At 38.3% G+C, this 18,211-nt stretch carries 20 protein-coding genes; 9 read left to right on the top strand and 11 right to left on the bottom strand.

Features of this window, described 5'->3' with window-relative positions; translation table 11 throughout:
• The first annotated feature begins 114 nt into the window (after window positions 1-114).
• Window positions 115-765 (top strand): response regulator transcription factor, encoded by a 651-nt coding sequence (locus tag BLW74_RS16805; protein ID WP_227413322.1) that lies wholly within the window; start codon window positions 115-117, stop codon window positions 763-765.
• A gap of 354 nt (window positions 766-1,119) precedes the next feature.
• On the opposite strand, the gene BLW74_RS16810 is transcribed toward BLW74_RS16805, so the two are convergent.
• The 6 genes from BLW74_RS16810 to BLW74_RS16835 form a co-directional block, all read right to left on the bottom strand.
• Window positions 1,120-2,631: a carboxypeptidase-like regulatory domain-containing protein gene (locus BLW74_RS16810; RefSeq protein WP_089694242.1), complete on the bottom strand. Its 1,512-nt coding sequence runs from the start codon at window positions 2,629-2,631 to the stop codon at window positions 1,120-1,122.
• Between the two features lie 11 nt (window positions 2,632-2,642).
• Window positions 2,643-4,007 carry a CsgG/HfaB family protein gene (locus BLW74_RS16815; protein WP_089694244.1) on the bottom strand — a complete coding sequence of 455 codons (1,365 nt, stop codon included), beginning with the start codon at window positions 4,005-4,007 and terminating at the stop codon, window positions 2,643-2,645.
• 25 nt (window positions 4,008-4,032) lie between these two features.
• Window positions 4,033-4,443: a curli production assembly/transport component CsgF gene (locus BLW74_RS16820; RefSeq protein ID WP_089694712.1), complete on the bottom strand. Its 411-nt coding sequence runs from the start codon at window positions 4,441-4,443 to the stop codon at window positions 4,033-4,035.
• An 11-nt stretch (window positions 4,444-4,454) separates the two neighbouring features.
• Window positions 4,455-5,189, bottom strand: a complete 735-nt coding sequence (locus BLW74_RS16825; RefSeq protein WP_227413321.1) for a curli production assembly/transport protein CsgE — start codon at window positions 5,187-5,189, stop codon at window positions 4,455-4,457.
• A gap of 7 nt (window positions 5,190-5,196) precedes the next feature.
• Complete coding sequence (locus BLW74_RS16830) at window positions 5,197-5,595, bottom strand: hypothetical protein (protein ID WP_089694246.1); 399 nt, start codon at window positions 5,593-5,595, stop codon at window positions 5,197-5,199.
• Between the two features lie 115 nt (window positions 5,596-5,710).
• On the bottom strand, window positions 5,711-6,529 hold the full coding sequence (locus BLW74_RS16835; protein ID WP_089694248.1) for a hypothetical protein: 819 nt from the start codon (window positions 6,527-6,529) through the stop codon (window positions 5,711-5,713).
• Window positions 6,530-7,041: 512 nt separating this feature from the next.
• Here BLW74_RS16835 and BLW74_RS16840 point away from each other — a divergent pair.
• The 6 genes from BLW74_RS16840 (at window position 7,042) to BLW74_RS16865 (ending at window position 12,194) form a co-directional block, all read left to right on the top strand.
• Window positions 7,042-7,671, top strand: coding sequence for an NUDIX hydrolase (locus BLW74_RS16840; RefSeq protein WP_089694250.1), 630 nt, complete (start codon window positions 7,042-7,044; stop codon window positions 7,669-7,671).
• A 27-nt stretch (window positions 7,672-7,698) separates the two neighbouring features.
• On the top strand, window positions 7,699-8,505 hold the full coding sequence (locus BLW74_RS16845; RefSeq protein ID WP_089694252.1) for a lysophospholipid acyltransferase family protein: 807 nt from the start codon (window positions 7,699-7,701) through the stop codon (window positions 8,503-8,505).
• Between the two features lie 15 nt (window positions 8,506-8,520).
• Window positions 8,521-8,958 carry a hypothetical protein gene (locus BLW74_RS16850; RefSeq protein ID WP_089694254.1) on the top strand — a complete coding sequence of 146 codons (438 nt, stop codon included), beginning with the start codon at window positions 8,521-8,523 and terminating at the stop codon, window positions 8,956-8,958.
• A gap of 6 nt (window positions 8,959-8,964) precedes the next feature.
• Window positions 8,965-10,302 carry a UDP-N-acetylmuramate--L-alanine ligase gene (locus tag BLW74_RS16855; protein WP_089694256.1) on the top strand — a complete coding sequence of 446 codons (1,338 nt, stop codon included), beginning with the start codon at window positions 8,965-8,967 and terminating at the stop codon, window positions 10,300-10,302.
• 300 nt (window positions 10,303-10,602) lie between these two features.
• The gene (locus BLW74_RS16860; RefSeq protein WP_089694258.1) at window positions 10,603-11,391 is read left to right on the top strand and encodes a C-type lectin domain-containing protein; all 789 of its coding nucleotides are present in this window, start codon (window positions 10,603-10,605) and stop codon (window positions 11,389-11,391) included.
• 11 nt (window positions 11,392-11,402) lie between these two features.
• Window positions 11,403-12,194: a C-type lectin domain-containing protein gene (locus BLW74_RS16865; protein WP_089694260.1), complete on the top strand. Its 792-nt coding sequence runs from the start codon at window positions 11,403-11,405 to the stop codon at window positions 12,192-12,194.
• A 44-nt stretch (window positions 12,195-12,238) separates the two neighbouring features.
• On the opposite strand, the gene BLW74_RS16870 is transcribed toward BLW74_RS16865, so the two are convergent.
• The 3 genes from BLW74_RS16870 to BLW74_RS16880 all read right to left on the bottom strand — a co-directional run bounded on the left by BLW74_RS16870 (window position 12,239) and on the right by BLW74_RS16880 (window position 15,086).
• Complete coding sequence (locus tag BLW74_RS16870; protein WP_089694262.1) at window positions 12,239-12,856, bottom strand: hypothetical protein; 618 nt, start codon at window positions 12,854-12,856, stop codon at window positions 12,239-12,241.
• 117 nt (window positions 12,857-12,973) lie between these two features.
• Entirely contained in the window at window positions 12,974-14,053 is a 1,080-nt protein-coding gene (locus tag BLW74_RS16875; protein WP_089694717.1) for an NAD(P)H-dependent flavin oxidoreductase, read from the bottom strand.
• A gap of 157 nt (window positions 14,054-14,210) precedes the next feature.
• Window positions 14,211-15,086 (bottom strand): aldo/keto reductase, encoded by an 876-nt coding sequence (locus tag BLW74_RS16880; RefSeq protein ID WP_089694264.1) that lies wholly within the window; start codon window positions 15,084-15,086, stop codon window positions 14,211-14,213.
• 498 nt (window positions 15,087-15,584) lie between these two features.
• Here BLW74_RS16880 and BLW74_RS16885 point away from each other — a divergent pair, with 498 nt between their 5' ends.
• Window positions 15,585-16,019 (top strand): GNAT family N-acetyltransferase, encoded by a 435-nt coding sequence (locus tag BLW74_RS16885; RefSeq protein ID WP_089694266.1) that lies wholly within the window; start codon window positions 15,585-15,587, stop codon window positions 16,017-16,019.
• Window positions 16,020-16,487 carry a GNAT family N-acetyltransferase gene (locus BLW74_RS16890; protein ID WP_089694268.1) on the top strand — a complete coding sequence of 156 codons (468 nt, stop codon included), beginning with the start codon at window positions 16,020-16,022 and terminating at the stop codon, window positions 16,485-16,487.
• Here the strand turns inward: BLW74_RS16890 and BLW74_RS16895 are convergent.
• Window positions 16,464-17,360 (bottom strand): LysR family transcriptional regulator, encoded by an 897-nt coding sequence (locus BLW74_RS16895; RefSeq protein WP_089694270.1) that lies wholly within the window; start codon window positions 17,358-17,360, stop codon window positions 16,464-16,466. The genes BLW74_RS16890 and BLW74_RS16895 overlap by 24 nt on opposite strands.
• Before the next feature lie 40 nt (window positions 17,361-17,400).
• Window positions 17,401-18,147 (bottom strand): metallophosphoesterase family protein, encoded by a 747-nt coding sequence (locus tag BLW74_RS16900; protein WP_089694272.1) that lies wholly within the window; start codon window positions 18,145-18,147, stop codon window positions 17,401-17,403.
• Window positions 18,148-18,211: the final 64 nt, after the last annotated feature.

The following is an 18,211-nucleotide window of genomic DNA, read 5'->3' on the forward strand; positions in this document are numbered from 1 at the left end:
AATCAATAAAAATAATGTTTTACCATCAATAAAAACACAATAATTTGAAAATATTTATCAATTTTATTCAAAATGTAAAGTTTTTTTTCTATTTTTATATAAATAAAACAGACCATGATGAAACCAAGATTGACCATTTTTGATGAACCCATGCTGTATACAGAGGGATTATCAAGACTACTTTCACAGAGTAATATTTTCAGTACCATAGACATTTGTAATTCCCCAGAATCCCTCAGCAAACTTTTAAAACATCAGCCTTCGGAAATGCTTATCATGAGCTCTAATATGCTCATGCTGACGGAACTGTGCAAAATGACGGAAAATATTATCTCTGAACATCAAAATATGAAAATCATCATTATAGGAAGCTCTTATGATGTGATTGACATCCGGAAACTCTTCAACAAAGGCATCAAAGGTTATCTGGACAAAAACTGTACGTATGATGAATTCATCAAATCCATTAATATTCTGCTTCTCAACGAGATCTACATCTGCGATCATGCCAAGGAAAAAATGATCAGCTTTATCAGCAGTGAACAGGAAAAACCCAACCCCCATATCAGAGAACCGCTTACCCGCCGGGAAATGGAAATCCTTAAACTTATATGTGACGGCAACAGCAGTAAAGACATTTCTGAAAAGCTTTTTATAAGCATCAATACGGTAGAAACACATCGAAAAAGAATTCTTTTAAAACTTAATGCTAAAAACTCAGTCGGAATTGTAAAATATGCGATAGAGAATCATATCATCGACTGAAATTCTTCCATGCAAAACTCAGAAAAAATTCCAGGCTTCACAGTCTGGAATTTTTTTGTGCCTGAACTGGATCTTAGATCCACAATCAGACAGACTACTTATTCATAAACTTTATTCTAAGGATGGAAGTGAGGTGAAGAGATTGAAAACCGGTCTGCTAAAAATTTATATTGCTTAGACCTTATTATTTCATTTTGCAAACAACCCGGATTTCCAATCTCATGCTCACTACTGGAACTTTAACCTTAAAACCTGGACTTTATAACAGTAATAATCATTTCTCAGGTAAAGCCCATTATTACATTAAATGTCAACGAAAATGATAAACAACATTTAAATTTTGAACTTTGAATCTTATTCATAATCCGGCATTTCTCCGTTACTGAAAAGTGAAGTACGGGTAAGATCCGTCAGCGTACTGCTCAGATCAATCACCATCACATTTCTTTGCGAAATATTGTCATTGGAAGTATTCATAAAAATAACCTGCGCGTTGTTGGGTGAAAATCTTGGATCAAGATCGTTGGTCCCCAGCACTTTTTCGCTTTCTGCTGAGATGTCACTTACGACATCGGTAGTCAGATTATAGATAAAGATATGGGAATCCAGCTGACGGTAATTTCCGCTTCCATCCATATATCCTGACATATCACGGGTAAAGAGAAGAAGCTGTCCGTCTACCGAGAAATTCAAACCGCCACTGGCGCCGGCAGTACCTGATAATACGGTTTTCAGAATATTCCCTGTGGTATCTATGACGTAAATTCTGGTATTATAACCATTATAATCATTGGTTTTCAATGCTATTTTGCTTCCGTCGTAGCTCCAGTCGCATTCTGAGATCATGCTTCCGTCCGGAGTAGTATACACGAGGGTCAGGCCGCTGCCGTCTTTGTTAATTCTGTAGAGTTTATTGAAATTGGCATACAAAATCTCCTTACCGTTGGTACTCCAGGAAAAATCCATTTCATAGTTATTAAAGCCCGCTACAGGAACCGTTGTTACTTTAAAAGGATTGGAACCATCAGGATTGGCGGTATAAATATGCGTACTTCCTCCTTCTGTACGAAGGAATGCGATGAGGCCGGCATTATTATTTTTACGGGGCCTCCAGCTGTTGTAGGAAGAACTGGTAAACTGGAAGCTGTTTCCCTGGCTGTCACTGGAAATGATCACAAAGTTTCCGTTCTGTTTTTGGGTGTAATGATACCTGTTGGCAGGCACCGTATTGGTGGTAAATTTGCTGATAGAGCTTAAAACTGGCTGGTGAATGCCGTCCGAAACAGACACCTGCCAGAAGTAACTTACACCAAACTTCAGATTTGACAGCGTATAATGATTAGCCGTCAAATCATTAACCTGAATCACATTAGTGTCAAGATTATTTTTAATTGTCAAACTGTATTTTAAGACATCCGCAGTATCCGGATCTGTTGCACTCCAGGTTAATTCAACGCTCAGGGGCTGATTCACTGCGTTATCTATCGGACTTAACAACTGCGGTGTAGCGGGAGGAGAGTTCAGAGACGTGTCATCATCCATCTCAAAAACTACCGTTACCACCTGATTTTCGTTTTGTATATTGACTGATTGAAAGCTTGTAATATATCCTGAAAGCTCTGCTTTCACGGAATAATTTCCTACCGGCATGGCTGCAATTTCAAATGAACCGTCTGTACCGCTGAACACCGTCTGCGTGGTAGGATTGGTGAAAATTTTCACATTGGGAATCGGCACATTACTGCCTCTTTTTACGACTTTTCCTTTTAACATTCCTGTTTGAGCCTGTTCTACAAGGTCTTCATTGCATGAAAACAGACAAAAAGCAAAGATGAATATGCTGAGTATTTTAATTAAAGTTTTCATAATTCGTGTTTTTATTTGTTTCCGAAGTACAGGTTGATTCCTAATCCGAAGCGTAAAGCCTGATCTTTTCTTTTTCCGTTCACAAGACCCTCCCAGTCGTCTTTGAATCCCATATCGTATTGTGCGGACGCTCTAAGTGAGACATTGCGGCTGATCATATATTCCAGCCCTCCGCCGAATTGTGCTTTATATTGAGGCTTATATTTTGAATACATGGCTCCTGCCCCACCGTACAGATAGGGGCTGAATCTGTATTTCGGGAAAAGAAGGTATTCCAGATTTACTTCAGGGCCGTAGTAGTTTCTTTTTACAATATTGGAATTTTCAAGCGTAAAATAAGTACCGTTCACTTCCACATTCAGGTAGGGAGTAAGAAAATATTTGAATCCCACCTTTCCTCCAACATTCATTTTGGGACCTACATAATCGTCTCTCACTTTCTGTGCTTCAATATGGGCAAATACGGAGAATTTCTGTCTGTATTGATCCGGATATCTTCCTCCTACGGCTCTTCCGGTGTTTTGTTCCTGTTCCTGATTATATTCGTTGATTAAAGTTTGGTAGGGCCCATTAGGATCTACTGCTTTTCCCCAAATTTTATCTCGTATTCCTTCTACGATAAGGGATTTTACCGCCTTTTCTATCGCTTCGGTTACGGCAAGCTGTACGGGTTCATTCTGAGTGAGTCCTACTTCAGCTTCCAGAAGTCTTTCTGTATCAATATATCTGAAAAAACTTCCATTTACACTGGTGGAAAGAATAGTTTTGGAAGTATAAACCGTTTTAAGAATCTCTCCGTTAAGCGTAGAAACTGCACGAAGATAAATGGTAATTCTGTCCTGGCGGTACTGTGTAGACGCTCCGATACCGAAATATCTTGCCCCCAGGCCTCCTGTAAGAATATTGCTGTCATAAGAAATGACACCGCCTTCAAGAAGAATTCCGGCGTATAAAAGAGGGGGAAGCGCCTGGCTGTTTTTGTCTGCATCCTTTATATACTCCTGACGTGTGGAACGGATGATTTGTCTTTCATTAAGAAGGTTGGCAATATTTTCTCTTTCAATAGGAATAAACCAATGGCTGTCTTCTAATGCTTTGATGAGAATGGTAGTGGTACCTTGGGGAACTGCCGTACTCCAGTTGTTTCCGTTTTCGGAAGGTTTGTACTGGCCGGTCTGGTCTCTGAATTTGTAGACTCCTATTACAATCTTCTCTTTGGGAAGCGGAAGATTTTTCAACTCTGCGGTAGAAGAAGTAACCTCTCCTATCGTTGGTTTTTCGGGATCCGAAGGTAACCCAAATATTGAACTACAGGCCTGCAGAACACATAGCAGGAAACTACAGAAAAAGATTCTGGTGTAAGTGTAGGTTGTCATGGTAAGTTTATTTTTAGTTATTTCCTTATTTTGGAATTACGATCTCGGACTGATCGCCATTGCTGGTATCCAAAATATTGATTAAAAGTCCCTGATTCGTATTGGTGATCTGTAAATAAAGGGAACCGAATAGATAATTTCCGGGCTTTATATTTCCATCACCAAACTGTTCATCAAACAGTTTTCTTGAAAGTTCACTGAGGATTTGTCTGTTCAGACTCTGGGTAAAGCTGTCAAGAGAGTTTACACGATCAAGCAAATTGCTGTAATCATTTTTTTCATCAAACTGATTCTGTGCATTAGCAGAGCTTAAAAGCCACTGATAATTAAACGTATCTCCTCCGAAAGCCGGATTCACCGGTTTATAGACGAGCTGCTGAGATTTTCCGTAGAAAATACCCGCGATAAAGGTCAAAATCAACATAAAAGTTTTCATGGCGGACATTTTTAATAGATAAATTCATTTTTGATAAGATTTTTCTTAGCGTTAAATTCCTTGATATATTTTAAGCTGTAAACCAGCTGTTCTTTCAAATAGTCTTCTGCGGGATTAGTCATAAAACTGTAGATAATCTTATCTTCAATCTGGATATTGATCTGGCCGCTTGTTCCCCGAAGAGGAAGCTCGGTAATGGTAACAGCGCTGCTGCTTTTATCCGGAAGCTGGCTGTACTGCATGTAGAACAGATCATAAAAATCTTTTCCCACTTTGGTTTTGGTTTCATCAATGGTAAGCCCTCTCAGCTCGTAGGCTGTGTCTTCTTCTATTTTAGCCGTTTTCTTTTTAAAAAGATCACTGTTCAGCTCCAGACTGTCTTTGGCGACCAGTTTTTGTGTTTCTTCGTCTCTGATATAAAGGAAAGCTTTCAACGCGTCTTTTGGCTCCAGGTTTACACTGATTTCTGATAACATTTTGACTTCATTGGGGTTTACTGAAAATTTACCACTCTGCTGGTTGTTTGAAAGATTTCCTCCGTTTCCTTTTTTAATAGAGACCAAAAGGTAGCTCAGCTCTTTATATACTGTGGTATTGTTCATTACAATTGCCTTTAATATAACCTGATTTTCAAGGAAACTGTTTTCTATTCTTGCGTTTACTTTTTTATCTTCCTGTCCATAACCCCTTACAGACAGGAAGGTAAAAAAAATGCTCAGGCTAAGGGAATATAAAAGTTTCATCATTTGTGTTTTAATAATTTCGCATGAAAACCGTTTTATTATCCCCTTTTACATTGATCTGAATTCCGTCTGAAATGCTGTTGCTTCCTGTAACATCTATCATGTTATTATTTCCCTGTGCAGTAACGGCAGCTCTCGTTTCTTTATCGGTAAATGAATTGATAAAATAGAGGGTATTGAAATCTCCCAGCTGTTTTACCACGATACTGGTCCGGGCGTTAAGAGAAAGCTCAGCATTGTTATAATCACCCATCTGAATGATATTGGAACCGTAAGAACTCTGATCTGTCTGCTGCCTGGCGATAAGATGTAAGATTGTATTGCTGTTGATCTTATTCCAGTCTATTTCCTGTGCCTGCACCCGCATGACTGCGAAAAGAGCAAATGCACTCCATTGTAAAGTAGACATAATCTTTTTTGTATTATACACTGTGTAAACTGCTGAAAAGTGAAGGGTAAAAAAGGAGAAACACTGTAGTTTCTCCTTTACCATTTTCTAAGATTTACAGTATATGTTATAGGGCCTAATTGGATTGATTCACAATCATGGAGTTTCCGTTACCCATCTGAGTTCCTAAATGGATATGAGAATCACCACTCTGAGTTACCCAGGTAAAGTTACCGTTACCCATTTGAAGGTCAATGGCTGTGTTGGAATCTCCTACCTGGAACTGATAAAGCTGGTTGGCATTGCCTGCCTGTACTCCTGCAGAGGTGTTATCATCACCTACCTGAACAGAAGCTGCTATATTACCGTTTCCTGCCTGTGCATGAGTAGCGCTGTTATCATTACCCTCCTGATACTGAACAAGAATATTATTGGCACCTACCTGAACTCCGGTAGCGTCATTTCTTCTTCCAAGCTGAATTTGATAGGCTTCATTACCACTTCCTACCTGAATAGCTGAAGCATCATTTCTTCTTCCGTCCTGATACTGAACGACTGAGTTTCCTAATCCGATCTGTACTGAAGAAGCATCATTTCTTCTTCCAAGCTGAGTTTGCTCTGTAGCGTTAAGCACTCCTAGCTGCCATGTTGAAGCAGAGTTTCTGTTACCCATCTGCATTACTTCATTTGAGTTTCCGATACCCACCTGATCCACATCTATAGAGTTTCTGTTTCCAATACTCTGCGCATTATTGACGTTTAAGATTCCTACCTGATCAATATCTGCAGTATTACGATTCCCTGTTTGAGTAAGAGAATTGATGTTCACAAGACCGGTCTGGTCTACAGTAGCAACGTTTAAGTTTCCTGTTTGGGTAGTTACATCAATATTGAATTGTGCAAATCCGAAACTCATAGCGAATAGTGTAAGTACACCTGTAAGTAAATTTTTCATCTTAGTAAAAATTAATTGGTTAATAGTAAGGCAAAGGTAGCTTCTACATCAAAGTGAAAAACCACCATCAAAGTGTAAATTTCAAAAGTCACTGTTTATAGTTGTAGGGGTCACCAATTGCCGTTGTAAAGAGGTCATTGTTTTCAGTGACGGGAAAATACGGTGGTGAATTATTATCTGAAAGTAACTCCGGAAACAGTGAATATTAAATAGTTTACAAATAGTACTCTCACTCATTATTTCACTTTAAGCACCATTTCAAGACATCACAATGCCGGGTTTTAAACGCTTTACCACATGGGCTATTTTTATAAATCAGGAAAGCAAAACTGATGACTGAAATTAAAGATGACCGTTTTTAAGGTTAATATTTTACTTTTTTTCTTTGACGGCGATAACGATCTGTTTTCGAACTGCAATTCATTGGCAACCCTCCTTCAATCCTGATTTGCACATAGGTTAATTAATGTTAAGGCATTTATTTCTTCAAGATATATTGTTAAATTTGGAGTATGGAAAATTTTGGAAAAGATTTATTACGAAAAATAAAAAGTGTAGAACTTCCCGGCGAACATGCGCACGGGGTTTTCTCACCTCCTTACCGACCTGTTTTTACCTATGATGAAGTATTGGCAAAGAATCCCAAATTTGCCGCTGTTAATATTGTTTTATATTTAAAAGACAATGAGTGGTATTTTCCGTTGATTCAAAGAACCATTAATGAGCACGACAGGCACAGCGGGCAGATATCCCTTCCGGGAGGAAAACGTGAGGAAATGGACAAAGATTTTGCCGAAACCGCAGTTCGGGAAACCTCTGAAGAAATAGGAATAGACAAACATTATGTTAGGATCATCAGACAAATGTCTCCTATTTATATACCACCCAGCAATTTTTACGTTTATCCCTATATTTCTTATACTAAAAAGGATCCTACGTTTGTTCTTCAGCAGACAGAAGCTGTAGAGACAATAGAATTCCCCATTACCTCCTTTCTGAACCTGTCAGACACCCCAGAACTTATGGCTTTACCCAGCGCAGGCGGACATGAAGTTCCCGTGATCAATTTCAACGGATACATTATCTGGGGAGCTACAGCGATGATATTAAGTGAATTCAGCCAGTTGCTGAAAAAAATGTAACTTTGCACTACCGTGTTTAATTGAGAGATGGCGAAGAAAAATATTTTCACCGATGCATTCGGAACACCTTATTTTTTGAAAAGGTTTATTATTTTTATTTTAGGAATTGTTTCTTACAGAAGATTCAATGGCTTTAATAAGTTAAAAATAACCGGTACGGAACATCTTGTGGATCTTCCGGACTCTAACGTACTTTTTGTATCCAACCATCAGACCTATTTTGCTGATGTGGCAGCAATGTACCATGCCTTCTGTGCTGTAAACAACGGATATTTAAACACGATAAAAAACCCGATCTATCTGCTGAACCCGAAGATTGATTTTTACTATGTAGCCGCAGAAGAAACCATGAATAAAGGAATTCTTCCTAAGATTTTTAAAATTGCAGGAGCTGTAACAGTAAAAAGAACGTGGAGAGCAGAAGGAAAGAATGTCAACCGAATGGTAGACATGAGTGAGGTAGATAATATAATGAAAGCATTGGACAATGGCTGGGTGGCAACTTTCCCTCAAGGAACTACATCAGCTTTTGCCCAGGGACGAAGAGGAACAGCCAAACTGGTAAAGAATCAGCGTCCTATTGTAATTCCAATCAAAATCAACGGATTCAGAAGAGCTTTCGATAAAAAAGGACTCCGCGTAAAGGTAACCGGTGTAAAACCTACGATGGAATTCAAGGCTCCTTTGGATATTGATTATGATAACGAAAAAGCACCGGAAATTTTATTGAAAATTATGACTGCCATTGAGCAGACAGAAGATTTCAACCTATTACACAGTTATGATGAAGAACTTAAAGCTAAAAAATTAGAACAAAAGGACTTAAATCAGTAAAGTAAATAGAAAATTATGAAAAAAATACTTGGAATCTTATTCGCACTCACAGTATTAGTTTCATGCAACAGCCAAAAGGTGTATTCGGATTTTGACATCAGCTATTCGAAAAGCGGAGGCTTTGCACCCATATACGAAAACATGCTTATAAAAGGCAACAATGTACACTACTCTTTTGAAGGGCAGGGTAAAAAATACAAACAGGATTTTAAAATTTCTGATGAGGATCTGAAAAAGCTGGATCAGGTTCTTTCTCAGAACAATTTCAGAAGAATACAGGAAGACCACAAGAAATTGTACGATAATATTTCAACTTCCATCAACGTCAAGAAAGGTCCTAATGAAGGCAGTAAAACGGATGCCAGTATGATTATTCCGAATTACAGGACCAATTGGAACAACATTCTTGAAGCTTTCCAGCAGATCATAAATACTAATGTTAAAAAACAGTAAACAGAATTGAAAACCCACTTCATTGCCATTGGCGGAAGCGCCATGCATAATCTCGCCATTGCATTAAAAGATAAAGGATATCAGGTAACAGGCTCTGACGATGCTATTTTTGAGCCTTCAAAATCCCGACTGGAGAAGAAAGGAATTATGCCTCAGGAAATGGGCTGGTTCCCGGAAAAAATCACTCCGGATATTGATGCTGTTATTCTTGGGATGCATGCACATCAGGATAATCCTGAACTGGCAAGAGCAAAAGAACTGGGGCTGAAAATATATTCTTATCCTGAATTTCTCTACGAACAGTCAAAGAACAAAACCAGAGTGGTAATTGCCGGATCACATGGTAAAACAACCATTACTTCAATGATTCTGCATGTACTGAATTTCCATCAGAAAGATGTGGATTTCATGGTAGGTGCCCAGCTTGAAGGTTTCGACTGTATGGTAAAACTTACTCAGGATAATGATTTTATGGTGCTGGAAGGTGATGAATATCTTTCCTCCCCTATTGATCTCCGTTCCAAATTTCTGTTGTATCAGCCCAATATTGCTTTAATGAGTGGTATTGCCTGGGATCATATCAATGTTTTCAAAACATTTGATGATTATATTGACCAGTTCAGAAAATTTGTGGCAAGCATTACTCCAGGTGGCGTTCTGGTATACAACGAAGAAGATGCTGAAGTAGTGAAAGTGGTGGAAAATGCTGAAAATTACTTCAGAAAGATTCCATATAAAACACCCGAATATGAAATCAACAATGGTAAAGTCTATTTAAAAACTGAAATGGGAGATGTTCCGCTTTCCGTTTTTGGGGCGCACAACCTGTTGAATATGGAGGGGGCAAGACATATCTGCCAGCAGCTTGGTATTATGGATGAAGACTTCTATGAGGCTATCATGAGCTTTAAAGGAGCATCTAAACGTCTTGAAAAAGTAGAAAGAGAAGATAAAGGAACTCTGTATAAAGATTTTGCCCATGCGCCAAGTAAAGTAAAGGCAGCTGTAAAGGCTTTTGCAGAACAGTTTAAGAATGATAAAAAGTACGGATTTCTGGAACTTCATACCTATTCCAGCCTGAATCCGGCCTTTCTTGAGCAATATGACCACGCCATGGATGGTCTGGAAGAAGCTATCGTTTTCTACTCTGAAGACGCTCTGAAGATCAAGAGAATGGAACCTATTTCTCCTGAATTCATTAAAGAAAAATTTAAAAATGAAAAACTAAGGGTTTTTACCAATGCTGAAGACCTGCATGCCTACTGGAATACGCTGGATAAAACAAATGGCGTTTATTTAATGATGAGCTCCGGAAATTTTGGAGGTCTTGATTTAACAAAATAATACTGTTGATAGCTTCCCGCTGTAAATGGACCGGTCAGAAGCGTTCTCAACATCATAAAAACTTCTTTCAGACGAAAGAAGTTTTTTATTTCTTTAAATAAAAAACTTTATCAGAATAAAGTAAATATGTTTTATTTAATTCATTATAAAATATTTATTAATAAAAAATATTTACAGATAAAGCAATTCACAGATCAAATTCATTTTAAAACAAATGTTTATTTACCTGATAATCATTACATTGTGATTTACTATCGTAAAATATTTTTATATATTTGGGACGAATAAAAAAGCATAAAAATGAAAAAAGTTATCCTATTTATGGTTGTACCTTTTGTTTCAAGTGCGCAGGTTGGGATTAATACAAATACACCCACAAAAACACTTGACATCAACGGAGAACTAAGAATCCGGACTTTACCAACAGGTCTCACTGCCGATGAAATTCTTTCTACCGATGCCAACGGAAACATCAGAAAGGTTTCCAGAGGTGATCTGAGTGGCGGATCTTCATCGGGGTTTAACAATTCAATACTGGGATATGATCCGAAGCCGGTTGCCACCAGACCACAACCCCCGGGCTCAGTACCTGGCGGAGGTACAGCTACCGAACTCGGATGCAAAAAGTGGGCTGGGAATAATCACACATACTGTGCCTATCAGCTTTCACAAGCTATTAACTGGTTCAATGCATTCAGTTTCGGTAAACAAATGGGCGGCTATCTGGTCACTATGCCGAATGATGCAGAAAGAACATGGGTTAATACCAATATTGTAGCATCAGGAACGGGTTATAACTTATCCAATAACATATGGATCGGTTTTAATAAAATCCAAAGACCCGGAAATCCAGATCAGCTGCAGTGGATTACGGGAGAAGAATTCAGAATCAACTGGTCTACCAATCCTGCCACTACAGAAAACTGGTTTAATCCCGGAGAGCCGAACAATTCAGGAGGAGTGGAAGGAGCTACCCATATTTTTGCTGCCAGTGCAAATGCGGAAAGAAGATGGAATGATTTAAATGGCGGCCTCACAGCCAACTCAAGTATTTCCATGAACCAGCTTATCATTGAGTTTAATGAGTAATAAGAAAACGTATGAAAAGTCTAATTTCAATATTCATTATTTTACCCTGCTTCGCATATGCTCAGGTTGGCATCAACACAAATACTCCGACAAAGACACTAGACATCAACGGAGAATTGCGAACACGTTCTTTACCTCAGGGAACTGCCGCTGACGATATTCTCTCTACTGATACCAATGGGAATGTAAGAAAAATTGCAAGAACTGACCTTAGCAGCGGATCAGCATCCGGGTTTAACAATTCTATCTTAGGATATGATCCGAAGCCTGTGGCCACAAGACCTCAGCCACCTGGCGCTGTACCGGGAGGCGGCACTGCCACCGAACTTGGGTGTAAAAAATGGGCAGGAAATAATCATACCTATTGTGCTTATCAGCTTACGCAGGGAATCAACTGGTTCAATGCTTACAGCTTTGGAAAGCAGATGGGAGGATATCTGGTCACTATGCCCAATGATGCGGAAAGGGTATGGGTTGCAACTAATATTGTAGCTTCGGGAACCGGATATAATTTGGCCAATAATATATGGATTGGCTTTAATAAAATTCAGAGACCCGGCAATCCGGACAGGCTTCAGTGGATTACAGGAGAAGAATTCAGAATGAACTGGTCTACGAACCCTGCCACTACAGAAAACTGGTTTGCTACCGGAGAACCTAATAATTCCGGAGGAACTGAAGGATCTACCCATATTTATAATACTGCCGGAAATGCAGAAAGAAGATGGAATGACTTAAGTGGATCAACCACCACCTTTACCGGTTCCGCGATGAATCAGCTCATCATTGAATACAATGAATAAAAAAATGTAAAGCTTCAGATTATTCTGAAGCTTTTTTATTGGTATTATTCTGATGGTTCAATTTTCTTGTTGTGAGTCAGCTCAATACTCTTTATAGAGCCTAACGGTACAATTTTTATTATTTTGCTCCCTTTCGCAAGATAAATGTAATACATGCTGTTTGATCCTATCAGATGAACCTGGTCAGCGTTATCATCACCATAGTTTATTGTATAATCATACTTAAGCCTGTTTTCTCTGATTTTCCTGGTAAGTCCCATCCCTTCACCCCATCCTATTCCCAAGAAGAACGACAGTAACATCATGGCAAGAAATCTTACAAACATATTGGTAAAATGATTCTCAATAGCTTCCTTAGTCATGTTTTCATGATCTTTAAGAGAGGCCATTTTTAAAGCCCACTTTTTATTTTTGTTAGCCTGCCTGGACAAAAAAGAGGGAAAGGCAAATGAAGACACCACGATAATAATGAGAGCAATGAGTATAACCGGATGAGAAGTTAACGTAGCAATCGGGCTTATCAGAATATCCATAATGGTTGAATATTTCAGAATATTAATGCCGATCTGGTAGTAGAAAACGCTTTCTTTCAATATTCCCATCACAACAAGGAACAGGTAGCCGAACGGAAGTGATCTTTGAATTCCTTCTGAAAATTTCATGTATAATTTCGTTGGTTTTAGTTTTATAATTCACTCAATAATGTACTGAAAATTTCCTGCAAGAATCAAATTTCAATGTATTATATAAAGCTTAGCCACGAAAATATAAAATTATGGTCACATTGAAAGCATATTCGTCGGTCTTTCACATTCTTCAATTAGTTTTTTCAAAATATTTTCGGTAGAGCGTTCACTGTACGGGTGAATAGACTGTCCGATCCAAATTCCTGTAAATTCCGGATTTTGCAGAGATTTTGCAGCTTTACGCAACGCATTGGTCAGTTTGTTCTGGTAGGGATACGGTAAAATATATTCTGAATTATCAATTGTTTCTGTAAATTGATTTTTGATACCTCGGGCATATCTTCCGGAGAAACTTTTCGTTAAAATAATCTCTTCTTCTTTTACCTTTTCCAGCCTGTCCTTTTCAAAAGGCTGCAATGCACTTTCCCTGGAAGCCAATAAGAGATTACCTACCTGAAAGCCCTGTGCTCCTGCTGCCTTAACAGCCTGTAACGTTTTTGCTCCATAAATTCCCCCTGCATAAATGAGCGGAATACTGACATGATCATAGACCTGTGAAAGCAAAGATAAACCTCCGATCTGAGGAATATTCTCTGCTTCAAAACTTCCCCTGTGACCTCCAGCTTCTATTCCCTGAACGCAGACGATATCAATACCTGATTTTTCAAGCAGCAGCGCTTCATTCACCGAAGTACAGGTTCCGATAAGAGTAACTCCGTTCTCTTTTAATTTCTGAATACTCTGATCATCCAGATTTCCAAATGTAAAACTTAAAATTCTACAGTTTTCCTCAATAATAGCATCCACCTGATCATGATAGCTGCTCACCCTGATTTCTTCCAGCTCAGGAAGCTGCACCTCAATTTTATTTTCTTTTGCAAGCTGTTCAATAAACCGCTTCGTCTTCGCATACTTTTCCTTTAAAGCATCTGTAATCTCAGGGATATGATGTACAAAAATATTGGCGGCAAAAGGCTTATCCGTAATTTTCTTCATTTCTCTGATCAGTTCCGAAGACTGATCTGCAGAGAGATCGGCCAGCGCCAAAGAACCTAGACAATCAGCCCTGGTAGCTGCAGCAGCCATCTGTACGGTACTCACTCCAAACATGGGAGCCTGGATAACAGGATATTTTACGCCTAGTTTTTTACTGATTGTATCTGGCCAAAACATAAGAATTATTTTATTAAAAGGTACAAAAATTAAGAACACATCAGTTTCAACATCAGATGACATTCCTCACAACGGCTAAAATATAATTCCCACAGCTCTCAATTCAGTCTGTGACGTTTTGAGAGCTGTGGGAATATGAGTTATGTAAATTCTATTCTTAAATATCAGCTACGGAATTTAGCATCTTTTGTTCCCATTCAGGATCTTTAGGATCAAAGAATAATCTTTTCCCGGTATCTAAAGAACGAACAACATTCATTTCATCTTCTGTCAGTTCAAAATCAAATACATTAAAGTTTTCCTCAATTCTTGACGGTGTAACAGATTTTGGAATGACAACAAAACCTTCCTGCAGATGCCATCTCAAAATAACCTGTGCTACAGTTTTTCCGTATTTATCCGCAATAGCTTTCAGATCAGGGTTGCTTAAAAGGCTCGCATTCCCATTTCCCAGCGGGCTCCAAGGTTGCGTTATAATATTATTTTCTCTGTCATACGCCTGCAGCTCTTTCTGCTGGAAGACAGGATGCAGTTCAATCTGATTAATCACAGGTAAAACGGTTGAGTTCGCTTTTAGTTCTTCCAGTTTCTCAACTGTAAAATTACACACCCCAATAGCTTTAATCTTTCCTTCCTGATACAATTCTTCCAAAGCTTTCCAGGTACCGAGAAAATCCCCGTACGGCCAGTGTACAAGATACATATCAAGATAATCCATCTGCAATCTGTCTAATGTTCTCTGAAAAGCACTTTTCGTTTTTTCGTATCCATGATCCTGAACCCATACTTTTGAGGTGATAAACAACTCATCTCTATTGACTCCGCTATTTTTTACTCCAGCACCTACAGCTGTTTCATTCTGATAAATGGCAGCAGTATCAATCATTCTATATCCAGTCTGAATCGCTTTAATTACTGCATTCTCACATTCTTTCAGGTCTTCCATCTGCCATACTCCGAATCCTAAAGCCGGAATATCCACTCCTTTATTTAAGGTTACCACAGGCTGCCCTGTATAGGTTTTCTTTTGCATAAGTCTTTATTTTAATGATTAATATAAAGTGATAAACAAATTTGCAACAAAAAATTGAAAATCCTGCCTACCAATTTTACTGTTTTTCTTCTAAGGAAGGTTATTTTATTAGATTGTAAAATAGGTCGAAAGCAATAAAAATAGTAAGCTTTTCCACAGCTAAATGATTAATTGGAGTAAGTAAGATACTTCCAGGAAATTTTATCGGAGATAAAGTCTTTGCGCCTTATGTATAATAGTTTTATGGGGATTTCTTGTGCCTTTGCGTTTTTTTTAAAAATAAATTGACTTTTCAATTGCCTATTTTTTTAAACGGCCCCGTCTTTTTGCTTTGCCCCCCCTTCATGGAAGGGGAATGATTGTGGCTGATAAAACCTATCATGCCATCTCTAACTTCTAACTTCTAACTTCTAACTTCTAAATTTCCACCACCCATCTTCCATCTCCTCCATCTTATTTCCTCAAATTTTCTCTATTTTTGTTCAAAATTAAAAAATCATGTCACAAAATATCAGATTGGCTACAGCAGAGGATTATCCGAGAATTATGGAAATATGGGAATCAGCGGTAAAAGCAACACACGATTTTCTTGCGGAAGAGGATTTCAATTATTTCAAAGAAGCCATTCCAAGAGACTATCTTCCTAACCTTGAAGTTTATTTAATTACTGAAGACAGTGAACCTAAAGGCTTTGCATCTGTAGCAGAAGGCAACCTTGAAATGCTTTTCATTCATAATGAACTGCGTGGAAAAGGATACGGAAAAACGCTGTATCAATTCATGAAAGACAAAACCGGACTAACGAAAGTGGATGTGAATGAACAAAACCCTCAGGCTATTGGATTTTATGAAAAAATGGGCTTCAAAAAGACCGGAAGATCAGAGAAAGACGGTTCAGGAAAAGATTATCCACTTATTCATATGAGTCTGTAAATGGAAGATTTCACTTTCAGTCTATTACCTTCTGATTCTGAGATTCCTTATCATTTACTGCTGTTGGCGGATGAGACCAGAGAAGCGATTAATCAATATATTTTCAATTCTGACATTTATCTTTTGCACAACGCTACAGAAAACATTGCTGTAATGGCATTGTACAAGAAAAGTACTACCGAACTGGAAATTAAAAACGTTGCTGTGATTGAAAGCTACCGAAGCAAAGGAATCGGAAGTATTCTTATGAATAAAGCAAAGGAAATTGCAAAAGAAAATCATTACAAAACACTGACTGTTGGAACCTCGGACACAGGCTTCCAACAGATCAGATTTTATGAGAAAAACGGATTCATCAAAAGCGGAATCCTGAAAGATTTTTTTACTGATAATTATCCGGAACCTATGTATGAAAATGGTGTACAGATGAAAGATATGGTACTGTTAACCCATCACCTTACGGAATAATTCTTTAATATGCTCTATTTCGGTTTGATAATTGGTTTTCTTACGGCATCCGAAATACAGTGTATTTTCAAATTTCTTTTTCCCTTCCCAGATCAGCTGGACATCACCGCTTTCAATGTCATTTCTGCATAGAAAATCAGGAACAACTGCTAACCCTGTTCCTCCTTTCAGGCAACGGATGATTGAATTCATGTTGGGAACGATATAATTAGGCCGGAAATTGGGCTTATGCCCAAAATTCAATATCCAGTACTGGAAGAGATGCTCCATATCTCCGGTGGTTCCGTACCATTTTTCGTTCTTCAGCCATTCTTCAATCTGCTCCGCATCTTTTGTTTTCAGCACTTTACTGAAAGCTGTTTTATCCACATCCTTCCCTCCTACCAGAATGATCTGTTCGGAAGAAAATGCCTCATGTTCGATGTTGGGAGAAGATCCTTTTTTCGGCGTGATAATAAGGTCAAGAATTCCTTTATCCAGCTGATCCAGCATTTCCGGATATTCTCCAAAACTGATAATCAGATTAAAGGGTAAGGAAGAAACATACTGCTCCAAAGTCGTCTGAAAGGTCTCAAAACACATCCCAACACTGATTGTGGGGGTATGTTTCTCTGTAGACTTCTGAAAGTTCTTTTCTACATCTTCCAGCTTGGTAAGAGGTTCTGCTATAGCATTAAACAACACCTTCCCCCTTTCAGTAGGAATCATTTTTCTTCCGGTTCTGTCGAACAGCTTATAGCCTACGTAAGCTTCCAATGAGCTTAGGTGAAGGCTCACTCCTGGTTGTGAAATGAATAAAGCATCAGCAGCACCAGTCAATGTCCCGGTTTTATAGATCGCTTTAAAAGTACGGTACCATTCTAGATTAACCATAACTTAATTATTAATATTATAATACAAAATTACAAAATAATTATAATATTGATACAATTTCATTCTTTAAAAACGAAGCATAATAGTCCGGAATCCCGCTTTCCTTTATGTACCGGACAGTTTCATCCACCGGATAGGATATCTGAACAATTTCAGGGATAATTTTTTCTTCGTCTAAAGTCAATACCATATAAGAGGCCAGTCTGTTTTCTTCTTTGGAGCGCCCTACAGAACCACAATTTACAGCCCATGTGTTATTTTCAAACTGCTTTCTGAAGGATAAATGAGTATGTCCCATCACAATCAGATCCGCTTCTGCTCTACTCAGCATAGAGGTAAAAACCTCATCATTTTCTGATTCGTATAAATAAGTATCATTACTATCAAGACTGGAATGAACTAACTGAATATTCCAGTGTTTCTTACCTGTTTTGTAATTTAATTTTAAATGAAAAGGAAGCTCAGCGAGAAAGTTTTTATTCTGTTCCGAAATATGTTTTTTTGAATGTTCTATCGCAGTGAACCTGGCAGCTGTTTCTTCTTCAGAATGCTTAGACAAAGGAATTACAGGGATATCAAAAGCTATTCTTTCATCATGATTTCCCATTAAACAGGGGATGTTCAGACTTCTTATCCTCTCTATCACTTCATTTCCCCAGGGCGCAAAATCTACAAGATCCCCCAGGCAGAACTTCTGCCTGATTCCCCTCTGCTCGATATCATTCAGCACCGCTTCCAATGCGGGAAGATTTGCGTGCACATCACTAAAAACAGCTATCTGTATCATTGTCCTTCAATTTGTTAAACAAATTTACATGGCAGAAAATAATTACGATTCAGAGATGATATGA

The sequence above is a fragment of the Chryseobacterium culicis genome (assembly GCF_900108365.1).
Lineage (GTDB): Bacteria > Bacteroidota > Bacteroidia > Flavobacteriales > Weeksellaceae > Chryseobacterium > Chryseobacterium culicis.

Bases quoted from the DNA above. Each gene is read 5' to 3' on its own strand.
- BLW74_RS16805 (WP_227413322.1), top strand. From the start codon at position 115: ATGATGAAACCAAGATTGACCATTTTTGATGAACCCATGCTGTATACA.
- BLW74_RS16810 (WP_089694242.1), bottom strand. From the start codon at position 2,631: ATGAAAACTTTAATTAAAATACTCAGCATATTCATCTTTGCTTTTTGT.
- BLW74_RS16815 (WP_089694244.1), bottom strand. From the start codon at position 4,007: ATGACAACCTACACTTACACCAGAATCTTTTTCTGTAGTTTCCTGCTA.
- BLW74_RS16820 (WP_089694712.1), bottom strand. From the start codon at position 4,443: ATGAAAACTTTTATGTTGATTTTGACCTTTATCGCGGGTATTTTCTAC.
- BLW74_RS16825 (WP_227413321.1), bottom strand. From the start codon at position 5,189: ATGATGAAACTTTTATATTCCCTTAGCCTGAGCATTTTTTTTACCTTC.
- BLW74_RS16830 (WP_089694246.1), bottom strand. From the start codon at position 5,595: ATGTCTACTTTACAATGGAGTGCATTTGCTCTTTTCGCAGTCATGCGG.
- BLW74_RS16835 (WP_089694248.1), bottom strand. From the start codon at position 6,529: ATGAAAAATTTACTTACAGGTGTACTTACACTATTCGCTATGAGTTTC.
- BLW74_RS16840 (WP_089694250.1), top strand. From the start codon at position 7,042: ATGGAAAATTTTGGAAAAGATTTATTACGAAAAATAAAAAGTGTAGAA.
- BLW74_RS16845 (WP_089694252.1), top strand. From the start codon at position 7,699: ATGGCGAAGAAAAATATTTTCACCGATGCATTCGGAACACCTTATTTT.
- BLW74_RS16850 (WP_089694254.1), top strand. From the start codon at position 8,521: ATGAAAAAAATACTTGGAATCTTATTCGCACTCACAGTATTAGTTTCA.
- BLW74_RS16860 (WP_089694258.1), top strand. From the start codon at position 10,603: ATGAAAAAAGTTATCCTATTTATGGTTGTACCTTTTGTTTCAAGTGCG.
- BLW74_RS16865 (WP_089694260.1), top strand. From the start codon at position 11,403: ATGAAAAGTCTAATTTCAATATTCATTATTTTACCCTGCTTCGCATAT.
- BLW74_RS16870 (WP_089694262.1), bottom strand. From the start codon at position 12,856: ATGAAATTTTCAGAAGGAATTCAAAGATCACTTCCGTTCGGCTACCTG.
- BLW74_RS16875 (WP_089694717.1), bottom strand. From the start codon at position 14,053: ATGTTTTGGCCAGATACAATCAGTAAAAAACTAGGCGTAAAATATCCT.
- BLW74_RS16880 (WP_089694264.1), bottom strand. From the start codon at position 15,086: ATGCAAAAGAAAACCTATACAGGGCAGCCTGTGGTAACCTTAAATAAA.
- BLW74_RS16885 (WP_089694266.1), top strand. From the start codon at position 15,585: ATGTCACAAAATATCAGATTGGCTACAGCAGAGGATTATCCGAGAATT.
- BLW74_RS16890 (WP_089694268.1), top strand. From the start codon at position 16,020: ATGGAAGATTTCACTTTCAGTCTATTACCTTCTGATTCTGAGATTCCT.
- BLW74_RS16895 (WP_089694270.1), bottom strand. From the start codon at position 17,360: ATGGTTAATCTAGAATGGTACCGTACTTTTAAAGCGATCTATAAAACC.
- BLW74_RS16900 (WP_089694272.1), bottom strand. From the start codon at position 18,147: ATGATACAGATAGCTGTTTTTAGTGATGTGCACGCAAATCTTCCCGCA.